Consider the following 13,200-nt stretch of genomic DNA (forward strand, 5'->3'; position numbering starts at 1 on the left):
ATGCGGACGAGACGAGGACGCGCAGGCGGCGTACGCCGGGCGCCGGCGCTCGTGTGCGCGCTCGCCGCCGTCCTCGGGTCCGCCCTGGCGCTCGGCCTCCTGGCGCCGGTCCCGGCCGCGCAGGCGGCCCCCCGGACCGCGCTGTACCTGGTCACCCTGGACTCCCCCGGCACCGCCGCGGGCCGCACCGGCCCCGCCGTGGTCGGCCGGCTGCGGCTCTCGCTCCAGCAGGACGCCGTGCTGGCCCGCGTCGGCGCGCCCGCCCCGACGTACCGCTGGACGACGGCACTCAACGGCGTCGCCGTCGAGCTCACCCCCGCCCAGGCCCGCGAGCTGGCCACCGTCGACCGGGTCGCGGCGGTCGAGCAAAACGCCGTGCGGCCGCTGGCCGGCGGCGCTCCGGCCACCTCGGACCTCGCGACGGCCGGCGGCGCCCGCCGCGGCGGGGCCGGCGTCGTCCTCGGGATGGTGGACACGGGCATCGACCCCGAGAACCCGCTCTTCGCCGACGTCCCCGCGCTGGGGCGGGGGCCGGAGGGGTTCACCGGCGAGTGCCAGCCGGGCGAGGACTGGGAGACCGGCACCTGCTCGGACAAGCTGGCCGGCGCGCGCTTCTTCGTCGAGGGCTTCGGCGCCGACCGTGTGCGCAGCTCCGCCGACCTCTCCCCCCGCGACGACCACGGCCACGGCACCCAGCTCGCCTCGGTCGCGGCCGGCAACGCGGGCGTCACGGTGCGCGCCGGCCGCGAGTCGCTCGGGCGGTTCGCGAGCGTCGCCCCGCAGACCCGGCTCGCGGTCTACAAGGCCTGCTGGACCGCCCCCGACCCCCACGACGACGGGTGCGCCACGGCCGACCTGGTGACCGCGGTGGACCGGGCGACGGCCGACGGCGTCGACGTCCTGAACCTCTCGGTGGGCGGACCCGCGCGGGCCGACACCCTCGACCGCGCGCTGCTCGGGGCGGCCGAGGCCGGCATCGTCGTCGTGGCGGCCGCCGGCAACGGCGGCGCCGACACGTTCGCCGCCCACCCCTCCCCCTGGGTGACGACCGTCGGCGGCACCACCGGGGTCGCCCGGGTCGGTGAGGTCCGCCTCGGCGACGGCCCCCGGCTGGCCGGCGCCACCGCCGCCTCCCGCAGGGTCGGTCCCGTCCGGCTGGTCCTCGCCGCGGACGTCGTCGCGCCGGGCTGGTCGCGGGCGGAGGCCCGCACCTGCGCGCCGGGCAGCCTCGACGCCGGGCGGGTCGACGGCCGGGTGGTGCTGTGCGAGCGCGGCCGGGTGGCCCGGGTCGGCAAGTCCGAGGCGGTCGCGCGCGCCGACGGCGCCGGGATGGTCCTGGTCAACACCGGGCCCGGCTCGCGCAACGCCGACCTGCACGACGTCCCCACCGTCCACCTCGACGCCGGCGACGGGCGCGTCGTACGCCGCTGGGCGCGGCGGCACCCGGCCGGCACCGTGACCCTCGCGCCGCTCGGCAAGACCCGTACCGCCCCGCGGGTGGTGCCGTGGTCGAGCTCGGGCGACCCCTCGGCCGCCGTGCTGAAGCCGGACGTCGTCGCTCCCGCCACCGGGCAGCTCGCGGCGGTCCCGGCGTCGGTCCGTGCCGGTCGCTGGGACCTGGTCGCGGGCACGTCGGTGGCCAGCGCCCGCACCGCCGGCGCCGCCGCCGTGCTGCTCGGCCGGCACGACGACTGGTCCGCGGCGACCGTCCGCTCCGCCCTGGCCACCACCGCGACCGACGCCCCCGGCGGCTCCGTGCTGCGCAGCGGCGCGGGCCGGATCCGGCTCGAGGAGGCGCCGCGGCCGGGGCTCGCCTACGACCTCGAGCCCGCGGCGTACCGCGCCTGGCTGGCGGGACGGCGTACCTCGCTGAACACGCCGTCGGTGCTGCTGCACGCGGGCCAGGAGGTCGCCCGCAGGACGGTGACCAACGTCGGCGAGCGGACCATGTACTTCTCCTCGTCCGCCACCGGCTTCCGGCGCCACCGGGTGCTGGTCACCCCCGCCGCGCTGCGGCTGGACCCGGGCGAGTCGGCCACCTGGACGATGCGGGTCAGCGGCCCCGCGGCGCGGCCGTTCGACGACGGCTGGGTCACCTGGCGCGGCGCGAACGGCTCGGTCACGCGGGTGCCGGTGCTGCTGACCCGCTGAGCCCTACATGTGGGCCTACTCCTCGCGGCCCTCGGCCAGCGCGGTGAGCGCCTCCAGCGCGCGCGGGGTGTCCTGGGTGACGACCGGCCCGATCTCCTCGGCGCCGGGACCCTCGATCGTCGTACGCACCGTCACCTCGGCGCCGTCCCCGGCCGCGACCACGACGTGGTCGATGCGGATCACCAGGTCGCCGATGGTCAGCCGGTCCAGGTAGCGCGCCCCGGGCTCGACGATCTCCAGCACGAACGGCGCCTCCATCGGCCCCGCCAGCTCCATCGTCCCCGCCGCGCCCTCGGCGAAGTGCCCCTCCATCGCCACGCTGCGCACCGCCGGGTCCCACCGGTGCCAGGTGCCCGGGTCGCTCCACAGCGCCCACACGTCCGCCGGGCTGGCACTGGTCGTCACGGTCTGCTCGAGCTCGAAGGTCATGCCCAGCAATCTAGGCCAGCCCGGGCCCGGCTCCCAGGGCCGCAGAGACCCTGTCTCCGGGTAGTCCGGCACGTTTCGGTCGTCGAACCCGGCCGATCACGACCGGAACGTGCCGGACTACCTCCCCGACGGGGTAGTCCGACACACCCTTGCCGTTCTCCCGGCCCGAAACAGCACGCATGTGTCGGACTACCCCACCAACCCGACACCCCACGGATAGTCCGGCACGTTTCGGCCGTCGAACCCGCCCGATCACGACCGGAACGTGCCGGACTACCCCGAGGACTCGCGGGCGACGGTCATCGTGCGGTCGCCGAAGCGGACCACGTCGCCGTCGAGGAGGGTGGAGGGGCGGCCGCCGGTGAGGTGGCGGGGTACGCCGCGGCGGATCAGCACCGAGCCGTTGGTCGAGCCGCGGTCCATCACGACCAGCGCGCCGTCGGGCACCACCTGGAACTGCGCGTGCGTCTTCGACAGCGACAGGTCCTCGGAGTGCAGGGGCACCAGCCGGTGCACGGGCTCGCCCGGCCGGCCCTCGGGCCGGCGGCCGACCAGGGTCAGTCCGGTGACCTCGAAGGACTCCCCGGTGTCGAAGGCGACCCGCCAGCGCGCGACGGGCGGCGGGACCGCGGGCGGCACGGTGGGCGGAGCGGTGGTCGGGGGCGGGGTGGGGGGCGGCGGCGGGGTGGACGGCGGCCCCGACGGCGGCGGCGAGGCCGGCGGACCGGCCGGCGGCTGGCCGACCAGCGGGTACCCCAGCCGCCGGCGGCGGGTCCGGGCCGGCGAGGTGGCGGTGTCCAGGGAGGCCGACTCCTGCGCGGCGTGCCGCGGCTCGGCGGGGGCCGGCGCGGGCGGAGCCGGGACGGGGACCGGCTCGGGCTCCGGCGCGGGCGCCGCCTCCGGGGCGACGTCCGGGGCGGCCTCCGGAGTCGGCCGGGTCACGGGCGCCGGGGCCTCCGGTCGGGCGACGGCCCGGGGCGCGGAGTCGGGCGGGGTCTGGGCGCGCGGGGCGAGCCGCATCGCGGTGAGGTTGACGATCGCGCGCGGGGCCGGGGCCTCCTCGACCACCTCGACCGGCGCCGGGCGCACGTCGACGACGACGGACCGGGCCAGGTGGTCGTGCCACCCGCGGCGCCGGGCGCCCACGTCCATCACGGCGGTCCAGGCGAGCGTGGCCACGCCGAGCCCGAACGTCGGCAGCGTCGCGACGCCGAGGACGGCGGTGCGCAGCAGCGCGCGCCCCACGCCGATCGGCGTGCCGGTGGTGGCGTCGACGACCCGCAGCCCGACCGCCGCGCGCCCGGGCGAGGTGCCGCGCAGCCCGAGCAGGACGGCGTACGCGAGGGAGACCAGCAGCACCGTGCCGACCATCGCGGCGACGCCCGCCGCGGTGCGGCCCCGCTCGACGAGGAGGAGGTACGCCGCGGCGATGCCGGCCGCGTCCAGGGCCCAGGCCACCAGCCGGTCGAGGGTGAAGGCGTGGAAGCGGCGCTCCAACCCGGCCGCGGGGTACGTCGTCCCGGCGGCCGCCTGGTCGCTGGTCAGGGTCTGCTCGCTCACGGGCGGGGGTGGGAGACCCGGATCGTGACGCCGTCGCCGAGGTCGACCACGGCCCCCGGCAGCAGCTGCACGGCGATGCCGGGCTGCAGCGCCTCCGGCGGCAGGCCGGGCTGCACCAGGACCGTGCCGTTGGTCGAGCCGAGGTCGGTGACGACCGCGCTGCCGTGGTCGGCGCCCGATCCGGGACGGATCTCGAGGTGGGTCGAGGAGATCTCCTGGTGGGGGCTCGGCACGGTCACCAGGCGCGGCTGCTCGGTGACGGTGAACCGGCGCGCCTCGGGCGCCCGGCCGACCAGCACGACCCGGTCGACCTCGACGCTCTCCCCGTGGGAGAAGTCGAGGTGGGCGACCGGCCGCGTGATCGAGGGCGCCGGGGGCTGCCCGGGGATGCCCGGCTGGTCGCGGACCAGCTGGTCCTCGCCGGGACCGCCGTGGCGGGTGGCGCCGTCGTGGTCGCCGCCCGACCAGCCGGCGGGCGGCACCGGCGGCGGCGGGACCGTCGGTGCGCCCCAGGAGCCGACGTCAGCCGGCAGGGCGATCGCCTCGGTGAGCTCGCTGTCGTCCGGCTCGGGGTCGTCGAGCAGCGACAGGCCCAGGTTCTCCGCCGGCTCGGCCCTCGGCGCAGGCGCCGGCTCAGGCTCGAGCTCGACAACGGGTTCGACGTCCGGCTCGACGACGGGCTCGGGGTCGCGCGCCGGGGTGTCGACGGCCACCGGGACGACCTCGTCGGCGACCTGCTCCTCAGCCACCACCGGCTCGGCGTACGGCGGCCGGTCGACGCGGCCGACCCGGAGCAGGCCGGTGTCGACGCGACGGTCCTCGGCGCCGGGGGCGTGCCCGTCGACGTCGATGCGGACGGCCGTCACACCGGACAGCACCCGCTCGACCCAGGTGGTGGCGTCGGCGCCGTCGAGCGCGACCGGACCGTCGTGGGTGTCGATCCCGGCGCGGGCCGGGCCGCGGAGCAGCACCCGGACCCGGTCACCGGTGTCGTCGACCAGGACGAAGGCGGGCAGCGCGCGGAGACCGCCGGCGATCAGCGCGTCGAGGACCTCGTCGGCGTCAGCGCCCTGGTCGACGAGCTCCCAGAGCGCGGCGACCCGGGACCGCTCGGAGGGCGGCACCAGCACCGCGACCTGCTCGCCCAGGACGGCGTACCACTCGCCGGTCCGGTAGGACCGGAGAGCGGGGGGCGCGTCGGTCATGGCAGGGCTCCCAGCTTCTCCTCGAGGCCGACCCGCTGCCGGTCTGAGTCCTCGGCAGGGTCGTCGGCCCATCCCACCACATCGACGACGACCGCCGTCGCGTTGTCCCGACCTCCGGCGGCGACCGCCTCGGCGACCAGCCCCTCGGCGGCGTCACGGGGGTCGGGGGCGCGCGCGAGGACGGCGGCGATCTCCTCGTCGTCGAGCATCTCGTTGATCCCATCGGAGCACAGCACCAGCCGCGACGTGCCGGCCAGCGGCAGCAGGAAGAAGTCGGGCTCGGGGCGGTCGGGCCCGCCGAGGGCGCGCGTGACGACGTGGCGCGCCGGGTGCTCCGCGGCCTCGGCGGCGGAGATCTCCCCGGCCTCCACCAGCTCCTGGACCAGGCTGTGGTCGACGCTCACCTGCTCGAGCCGGCCGGCGTCGAAGCGGTACGCGCGGGAGTCGCCGACGTTCGCCAGCAGCCACCGGGTCTCCCCCTCGGCCTCGACGAGCAGCGCGGCCACGGCGGTGGTCCCGGACTGGAAGTCCGGCTGCCCGGCCGCCTGCTGCTCCGCGACGTACTGGTCGATGCGGGCGTTCGCCGTGTCCAGGACGCCGGCGACGACCTCGGCGCCGCGGGCGGGGTCGTACCCGGTCGCCGCCAGCCGCGAGAACTCCTCCACCACGATCGCGCTCGCGACGTCGCCCCCGTCGTGGCCGCCCATGCCGTCGGCGACCGCGAAGACCGGCGGGCTGGCGAGGTGGGAGTCCTCGTTGACCTCCCGCACCCGGCCGACGTGGGTGGCCGCCCCGTGGTGCAGCTCGACGGCGCTCACGGAAACCTCGGTAGCGTGGGAACGATGTCCGGACACCGCGACCCCGAGGCGGGCTCCCGCTCGCTCGCCGACCAGCTGCGCGGCTGGTCCGACGAGCGGTTGCGGCGGCTGCTCACCGCCCGACCCGACCTGGCCACTCCAGTCCCCCATGACTCCGGCCAGCTGGCGTCCAGGGCTGCTGTCCGGTCTTCGTTGCTGCGGGCGCTCGACCAGCTGACCCGGCTCGAGCTCTGCGTACTCGATGCCCTCGTCGTCCTGAGGCAAACCACGCCCGAGGGCCTGGCCGCCGTGGTGCGGGCCGACCCGGACGCCGTGGCCGGCGCGCTGGCCCGCCTCGAAGACCTCGCGCTGGTGTGGCGGAGCACGTCGGGGCTGCGCGCGCTCACCGGTGTCGCGGACGGGCTCGCCGGCGGACCGGGGTCGAGCGGGCTCCGGCCGGTCTCCGACGACCCGGCGCCGCCCGAGGACGTGGCCCGGCGCCTCGAGGGGCTCTCCGAGGCCGCCCGGACGCTGCTCCAGCACGTCGCGGACAGCGGCGGCGAGGCGACCACCGGCGGCTCGCGGCACACGGTCCTGCCCGAGGACGCCGCGACCCCCGCCGAGGAGCTGCTCGCGCGCCGGCTGCTGGTGCCCCGATCGGGCGGCGTCGTCGTGCTGCCCGGCGAGGTGGGCCTGGCCCTGCGGGGCGGCCGGAGCACCACGGCGCCGGTGGACGACGTCCCGGTGCTGGTGACGTCCGACCGGCCGCGGGCGATGGTCGACCGCGGGGCGGCGGGCGCGGCGTTCGAGGCGGTACGCCGGGTCGAGCTGCTCCTCGACCACTGGGGCGTGCACCCGCCGACCGCGCTGCGCAGCGGCGGGCTCAGCGTGCGCGACCTGCGCGCCACCGCCCAGCTCCTCCAGGTCGACGAGCCGACCGCGGCGCTCCTGGTCGAGACCGCGCACGCGGCCGGCCTGCTCGCGACCGCCGCCGACGCCGGGGGCGACCCGGCCTGGGTCCCCACCGACGCGTACGACGCGTGGTCGGCGCTGCCGTCCGCCGAGCGGTGGGCGGCGCTCGCCCGCGCCTGGCTGGCCTCGCCGCGGATGCCCGGGCTGGTCGGCTCCCGCGACACCGCGGGCAAGGCGTGGAACGCGCTCGCCCCCGAGCTCGCCGGTGTGCACCAGGTGGAGAGCCGGCGGATGGCCCTCGAGGCGCTCGGGTCGCTGCCCGACGGCCAGGTGCTCGCCACCGGCACCGGCACGCCGTCGCTGGTCGCGCGGGTCGCCTGGCTGCGCCCGCGCCGGCCGCGCACCCGCGCCGAGCAGGTGGTCTGGGCGCTCACCGAGTCGGCGGCGCTCGGCGTGAGCGGCCTGGGCGGGCTCGCGTCGTACGCGCGGGCGCTGCTCACCGGCGACGACCCCGCACCCGGTCTCGCCGCGCTGCTGCCGGAGCCCGTCGACCACGTGCTGCTCCAGGCCGACCTCACCGCGGTCGCGCCGGGCCCCCTGGAGTCCGCGCTGGCCCGCACCCTCGCCCTGGTCGCCGACGTCGAGTCGCGCGGCGGCGCCACGACGTACCGCTTCACGCCCCGGTCGGTGCGCCGCGCCCTCGACACCGGCTGGACCGCCGTGGAGCTGCACGAGTTCCTCGGCGGGGTCTCGCGCACGCCGGTGCCGCAGCCGTTGAGCTACCTCGTCGACGACGCCGCCCGCACGTTCGGCACCGTCCGGGTCGGGCATGCGGAGGCGTTCCTACGCTCCGACGACGAGGCGGCCCTCACCGAGCTGCTGCACCACCCCAAGGCCGGCACCCTCGGCCTGCGGCAGCTGGCGCCGACGGTGCTGATCAGCAGCACGCCGCTCGACGTCCTCCTCCCCCGCCTGCGCGACCTCGGGGCCTCGCCCGTCGTCGAGGCCCCCGACGGCACCGTCCGGGTCTCCCGGCCCGACCTGCTCCGCGCCCGCACCCCCCGCGAGCACCGCCGCGGGTCCAGTGCCGGTGCGGGCGCCGCCGCCGCGCGCGAGACCGCCAAGGTCGCCGCGGTCGTCACCGCGCTGCGCGCCGGGGACCGCGCGGCCGAGGCCCGGCCCACCACCGGGCCGGCCCCGCTCAGCCCGAGCGGGTCGCTGGCCGCGCTGCGGGAGGCGGTCGAGAGCCGCGCCACCGTCCTGATCGGGTACGTCGACAACCACGGCGCGACCTCGGAGCGGGTCGTCGACCCGCTCTCGGTCGAGGGCGGCACGCTGACCGCGCACGACCACCGCTCCGACGACGTGCGCACCTTCGCCGTGCACCGGATCTCCGTGGTCACCGCGGTTGAGGGCGGTTCGTAGACTCCGCAGGTGGACTTCATCCGGTACGCCGAGCAGTCGGCCGCGCTCCTCAACACCGAGCTGCCCGACGTCGACGCCCTCGTCGCGCACCTCGCCGGGCGGGAGTGGCTGCACGCGCAGGCGACCGACCGCGACTGCATGCTGCTGCGGAAGTTCCAGCGCGAGCTGCGCCCGGTCTTCGAGGCCTCGGCCGCCGACGACCAGCGGGGCGTCGTCGACGGGCTCAACGACCTGATGGTGCGGCACCCGGTCACCCCCCGGATCTCCGACCACGACCCCGGCGACCTGCACCTGCACGTCGCCGCGCGCTCCGCCTCGGTGGCCGAGCTGCTCGTCGGCGAGGCGCTGCTCGGCCTGGCCACCCTGGTCTGCGACCTCGGCCCGTCCCGGCTCGGCACCTGCGCGGCGTCCCCGTGCACCCACGTGTACGTCGACACCTCCCCCAACGCCTCGCGCCGCTACTGCTCCGAGCGGTGCTCCTCGCGCGCCAACGTCGCGGCGTACCGCGCCCGGCGGAAGGCGGCCCAGCCCGCATGAACGACGGCCCCCTCATCGTCCAGTCCGACAAGACCCTGCTGCTCGAGATCGACCACGAGCGCGCCCAGGAGTGCCGCAAGGCGATCGCGCCGTTCGCCGAGCTGGAGCGCTCCCCCGAGCACATCCACACCTACCGGCTGACCCCGCTCGGCCTGTGGAACGCCCGCGCCGCCGGGCACGACGCCGAGCAGGTCGTCGACACGCTCCTGGAGTTCAGCCGGTACGCCGTCCCGCACTCGCTGCTCGTCGACGTCGCCGAGACGATGGCCCGCTACGGCCGGCTGCGGCTGGAGAAGCACCCGACCCACGGGCTGGTGCTGGCCAGCAACGACCTGCCGGTGCTCGAGGAGGTGCTGCGCGCCAAGAAGGTGCAGGGCATGCTCGGCGCCCGCCTCGACCCGCTCCCCGACAGCGTCGGCGCCGTCGTCGTGCACGCCTCCGAGCGCGGCAACCTCAAGCAGGCGCTGCTCAAGCTCGGCTGGCCCGCCGAGGACTTCGCCGGGTACGTCGACGGCGAGGCGCACCCGATCGCGCTCGACGAGACCGAGTGGCAGCTGCGCGACTACCAGCGCGACGCCGCGGACTCGTTCTGGCACGGCGGCTCCGGCGTCGTGGTGCTGCCCTGCGGCGCCGGCAAGACCGTCGTCGGCGCGGCCGCGATGGCGCACGCCCAGGCCACCACGCTGATCCTGGTCACCAACACCGTCTCCGCGCGCCAGTGGAAGGACGAGCTGGTCAAGCGCACCTCGCTCACCGAGGACGAGATCGGCGAGTACTCCGGGTCGGTCAAGGAGGTCCGGCCGGTCACGATCGCGACGTACCAGGTGCTCACGATGAAGCGGAAGGGCGTCTACCCGCACCTCGACCTGCTCGACGCCCGCGACTGGGGCCTGATCGTGTACGACGAGGTGCACCTGCTGCCCGCGCCGATCTTCCGGATGACCGCCGACCTCCAGGCCCGCCGGCGGATCGGGCTGACCGCGACGCTGGTGCGCGAGGACGGCCGCGAGGGCGACGTGTTCTCCCTCATCGGCCCCAAGCGGTACGACGCGCCGTGGAAGGACATCGAGTCGCAGGGCTGGATCGCGCCGGCCGACTGCGTCGAGGTGCGGGTCACCCTGCCCACCGACGAGCGGCTGGTCTACGCGACCTCCGAGCCCGAGGAGCGCTACCGGATCGCGTCGTGCACCGCCGAGAAGACGCGCGTCGTGCGCGAGCTGGTGGCCAAGCACGCGGGCCAGCCGACGCTGGTGATCGGCCAGTACCTCGAGCAGCTCGACGAGCTCGCCGCCGCCCTGGACGCGCCGGTGATCAAGGGCGACACCAGCGTCAAGGAGCGCCAGCGGCTCTTCGAGGCGTTCCGGACCGGCGAGGAGCGGCTGCTGGTCGTCTCCAAGGTCGCGAACTTCTCCATCGACCTGCCCGACGCCGAGGTCGCCATCCAGGTCTCCGGCTCCTTCGGCTCGCGCCAGGAGGAGGCGCAGCGCCTCGGCCGGCTGCTGCGGCCCGGCCACGACGGCAAGGTCGCGCGCTTCTACACCGTGGTCTCGCGCGACACCGTCGACGCCGACTTCGCCCAGAACCGGCAGCGGTTCCTCGCCGAGCAGGGGTACGCCTACCGGATCGTGGACGCGGAAGACCTGCCCGCCTGAGGCGCCGTCGGCGGCGGGACGTCATACGAGCTGGCTGCCCTGACGACCAGGACGTATGACGTCCGCCCGGCTGGGAACGCTGGGCACCGTGACCAGACCGGACCAGCAGCCGCAGACCTTCCACCAGCCCCTGCCTCCGCCCGGCTGGATCGCGCTCTCCGTGCAGGGCAACCGGTGGACGGCAAGTCCGTTCGCACCGGTCGTCCGGCTCAACGGCCAGGTCGTGCCGGCGTCGTACGGCGAGAACGTGCTGCCGGTCCACCCCGGGAGGATCCGGGTGGACGCGCGGTGCCAGCTGGTCGCGGAGTACGGCCACGCCGCGATCGACGTCGACGTCGCGCCCGGGCAGACGGTGCCGGTGTCCTACGCACCCCCGATGCACCGGTTCGCCCCCGGCAGGATCGGCCCCGGGCCGCAGCCCCGCGAAGGCATGCTCGCCGCCGTCCTGCTCCTCAGCCTCCAGCTCTTCCTGGCCCTGACGTCGCTCGCGCTCGCGGTCGGGTCCCTCGTCCTCTCCTACCACCTGATGACCCGCTGACCCGACCGCCGACGCTCCGCAGCACGCCGAAAACCTGGGGTGCAAGACATTTCGGGGCACCTAGTCTCAGCGGCCGCGCCGACCGCCCGGTCGGCGTGCCCCTGAGACAGGAAGGACCATGGACACCATCACCCCGAAGCTCCTCAGCTGGGCTTCGATCCTCGAGGAGGGCACCCGCGCCCAGGCGGTGACGACGGCGAGCATGCCGTTCATCCACCCGCACCTGGCGCTGATGCCCGACGCCCACCTGGGCCTGGGAGCGACCGTCGGGTCGGTCATCCCCACGCTCGGCGCGATCATGCCGGCCGCGGTCGGGGTCGACATCGGCTGCGGCATGATCGCGGTCCGCACCCAGTACGTCGGCAGCGAGCTGCCCGCCGACCGGCGCCCGCTGCGCGAGGCCATCGAGCGCGCCGTGCCGCTCTCGGCCGGCGCCGCCAACCGGAGCGTCAGCCGCGAGCACACCCGCGAGCGGCTGGACCTGCTCGCCCGCGAGGCGGAGGCGGCCGGCTTCGACCCGGCGTCGTACGCGAAGCGGTGGGAGCTGCAGCTGGGCACGCTCGGCTCGGGCAACCACTTCATCGAGGTGAGCCTGGACGAGCGGGACCGGGTGTGGCTGTTCCTGCACAGCGGCTCGCGCGGCGTCGGCAACAAGATCGCGCAGCGCCACATCGCGGTCGCCCGGCGGCTCCGGGAGGGCGAGGACCTGCCCGACCGGGACCTCGCCTGGCTCGAGGAGGGCACGCCGGAGTTCGACCGCTACATCCGGGAGATGACGTGGGCGCAGCACTACGCGCTGCTGAACCGCGAGGAGATGATGGACCGGGTCGTCCGCCAGCTCGGCGAGTGGGTCGGTGGCGACGTGCGGCGGGTGGAGGAGATCAACTGCCACCACAACTACACCGAGCGCGAGCGGCACTTCGGCGAGGACGTGTGGCTCTCCCGCAAGGGGGCGATCAACGCGGAGGCCGGCCGGCCCGGGCTGATCCCGGGCTCGATGGGCACCGCGTCGTACGTCGTGGTCGGCAAGGGTGACGAGCGGGCGCTGCGGTCGGCCCCGCACGGGGCGGGGCGGGAGTACTCCCGGACGCGGGCCCGGAAGACCTTCACGCGCGAGCAGCTGCGGGCGGCGATGACGGGCATCGAGTACCGCGACACCGACGCCTTCCTCGACGAGATCCCCGCGGCGTACAAGGACATCGACCAGGTGATGGCCGACGCCACCGACCTGGTCGAGGTCCGGCACGTGCTGCGTCAGATCGTCAACGTCAAGGGCGACTGAGCGGCCTGCTCGGCCGCCGCCGGCTCCCGGTCCTCCCGGAGGCCGGCGGCGGTCAGCAGCAGCCCGAGCCCGAGCACGGCGCCGTGGGCGACGCGCAGCTCGGGAGTCGCGAAGAACTGCGGGAGGTACGTCGCCAGCCCGGCGCCGGCGAGCAGCCCGCCCCACCGGGCGACCCCGCCGACCGCCCAGCGGCCGCGGGCCAGGTGGACGCCGACGACCGCGAGCACCAGCAGTCCGGCGGCGAACGTCGCCACCTCGAGCGGCGCGTAGCGGAACGCGTCGGCGACGTCGAGGACGGTGGCGTCGCCCGTGGCGGTGGCGTGCCGGCCGAGCTCGTTCAGCCCGTAGGCCTCGGCGCCGTAGTAGGGCAGCAGCAGCGCCACCGCGACCCAGGCGCGGGACTCCACCGACCGCAGCGGCAGCCCCCGCCACGCGACCCCGGCCACGGAGGCGGAGCGGAGGGCGAGCGCGACCAGCACGAACCCCAGCATGCCGAGCACGTGCGAGACCAGCCAGGCCGTCGAGCCGAGGTCGGCGGCGCCCTCGAGGCCGGTCTCCGGGCCGTAGGGACGCAGGGCGGGGTAGCCGGCGAGGGCCAGGCCGGCGAGGACGAGGGCGGTGCGGGTGGTCTTCATCGATTCTCCCGATGTGTGAGCGGTGCTCTCTGTTTGATGAGTCGACCATCGCACAGCGCGTGCACGAAAACAAGAGC

Annotated in this window: 11 protein-coding genes; 6 read left to right on the forward strand and 5 right to left on the reverse strand. The window is 76.2% G+C overall.

The genetic code is table 11. From position 1 onward, the window contains the following. Nucleotides 1-2,151: a S8 family serine peptidase gene (locus H4O22_RS17330; RefSeq protein WP_182524574.1), complete on the forward strand. Its 2,151-nt coding sequence runs from the start codon at nucleotides 1-3 to the stop codon at nucleotides 2,149-2,151. Between the two features lie 15 nt (nucleotides 2,152-2,166). Here H4O22_RS17330 and H4O22_RS17335 read toward each other — a convergent pair whose 3' ends face one another. The 4 genes from H4O22_RS17335 to H4O22_RS17350 all read right to left on the reverse strand — a co-directional run bounded on the left by H4O22_RS17335 (nucleotide 2,167) and on the right by H4O22_RS17350 (nucleotide 6,163). Next, nucleotides 2,167-2,580: an SRPBCC family protein gene (locus tag H4O22_RS17335; RefSeq protein ID WP_182524575.1), complete on the reverse strand. Its 414-nt coding sequence runs from the start codon at nucleotides 2,578-2,580 to the stop codon at nucleotides 2,167-2,169. Between the two features lie 273 nt (nucleotides 2,581-2,853). Continuing rightward, nucleotides 2,854-4,140 (reverse strand): RDD family protein, encoded by a 1,287-nt coding sequence (locus H4O22_RS17340; protein WP_182524576.1) that lies wholly within the window; start codon nucleotides 4,138-4,140, stop codon nucleotides 2,854-2,856. Next, entirely contained in the window at nucleotides 4,137-5,345 is a 1,209-nt protein-coding gene (locus H4O22_RS17345; protein WP_182524577.1) for an FHA domain-containing protein, read from the reverse strand. Before H4O22_RS17345 ends, H4O22_RS17340 begins: the two co-directional genes overlap by 4 nt. Next, entirely contained in the window at nucleotides 5,342-6,163 is an 822-nt protein-coding gene (locus tag H4O22_RS17350) for a PP2C family protein-serine/threonine phosphatase (RefSeq protein WP_182527258.1), read from the reverse strand. The genes H4O22_RS17345 and H4O22_RS17350 overlap by 4 nt, the downstream gene beginning before the upstream one ends. A gap of 24 nt (nucleotides 6,164-6,187) precedes the next feature. Between H4O22_RS17350 and H4O22_RS17355 the strand changes: the two genes are divergently transcribed. The 5 genes from H4O22_RS17355 to H4O22_RS17375 all read left to right on the forward strand — a co-directional run bounded on the left by H4O22_RS17355 (nucleotide 6,188) and on the right by H4O22_RS17375 (nucleotide 12,488). After that, nucleotides 6,188-8,479 carry a helicase C-terminal domain-containing protein gene (locus tag H4O22_RS17355; protein ID WP_182524578.1) on the forward strand — a complete coding sequence of 764 codons (2,292 nt, stop codon included), beginning with the start codon at nucleotides 6,188-6,190 and terminating at the stop codon, nucleotides 8,477-8,479. Between the two features lie 9 nt (nucleotides 8,480-8,488). Next, nucleotides 8,489-9,016, forward strand: coding sequence for a CGNR zinc finger domain-containing protein (locus H4O22_RS17360; RefSeq protein WP_182524579.1), 528 nt, complete (start codon nucleotides 8,489-8,491; stop codon nucleotides 9,014-9,016). Beyond that, nucleotides 9,013-10,668: a DNA repair helicase XPB gene (locus H4O22_RS17365; RefSeq protein ID WP_182524580.1), complete on the forward strand. Its 1,656-nt coding sequence runs from the start codon at nucleotides 9,013-9,015 to the stop codon at nucleotides 10,666-10,668. The genes H4O22_RS17360 and H4O22_RS17365 overlap by 4 nt, the downstream gene beginning before the upstream one ends. A gap of 88 nt (nucleotides 10,669-10,756) precedes the next feature. Continuing rightward, nucleotides 10,757-11,206: a hypothetical protein gene (locus H4O22_RS17370; RefSeq protein WP_182524581.1), complete on the forward strand. Its 450-nt coding sequence runs from the start codon at nucleotides 10,757-10,759 to the stop codon at nucleotides 11,204-11,206. Nucleotides 11,207-11,324: 118 nt separating this feature from the next. Beyond that, a complete protein-coding gene (locus H4O22_RS17375) occupies nucleotides 11,325-12,488 on the forward strand; it encodes an RtcB family protein (protein ID WP_182524582.1) in 1,164 nt (387 codons plus the stop codon). Here the strand turns inward: H4O22_RS17375 and H4O22_RS17380 are convergent. Next, nucleotides 12,461-13,123: a hypothetical protein gene (locus H4O22_RS17380; RefSeq protein ID WP_182524583.1), complete on the reverse strand. Its 663-nt coding sequence runs from the start codon at nucleotides 13,121-13,123 to the stop codon at nucleotides 12,461-12,463. The genes H4O22_RS17375 and H4O22_RS17380 overlap by 28 nt on opposite strands. Between the last annotated feature and the right edge of the window lie 77 nt (nucleotides 13,124-13,200).

It is taken from the genome of Nocardioides dongkuii (assembly GCF_014127485.1).
Taxonomy (GTDB): domain Bacteria; phylum Actinomycetota; class Actinomycetes; order Propionibacteriales; family Nocardioidaceae; genus Nocardioides; species Nocardioides dongkuii.

Bases quoted from the DNA above. Each gene is read 5' to 3' on its own strand.
- H4O22_RS17330 (WP_182524574.1), top strand. From the start codon at position 1: ATGCGGACGAGACGAGGACGCGCAGGCGGCGTACGCCGGGCGCCGGCG.
- H4O22_RS17335 (WP_182524575.1), bottom strand. From the start codon at position 2,580: ATGACCTTCGAGCTCGAGCAGACCGTGACGACCAGTGCCAGCCCGGCG.
- H4O22_RS17345 (WP_182524577.1), bottom strand. From the start codon at position 5,345: ATGACCGACGCGCCCCCCGCTCTCCGGTCCTACCGGACCGGCGAGTGG.
- H4O22_RS17355 (WP_182524578.1), top strand. From the start codon at position 6,188: ATGTCCGGACACCGCGACCCCGAGGCGGGCTCCCGCTCGCTCGCCGAC.
- H4O22_RS17365 (WP_182524580.1), top strand. From the start codon at position 9,013: ATGAACGACGGCCCCCTCATCGTCCAGTCCGACAAGACCCTGCTGCTC.
- H4O22_RS17375 (WP_182524582.1), top strand. From the start codon at position 11,325: ATGGACACCATCACCCCGAAGCTCCTCAGCTGGGCTTCGATCCTCGAG.
- H4O22_RS17380 (WP_182524583.1), bottom strand. From the start codon at position 13,123: ATGAAGACCACCCGCACCGCCCTCGTCCTCGCCGGCCTGGCCCTCGCC.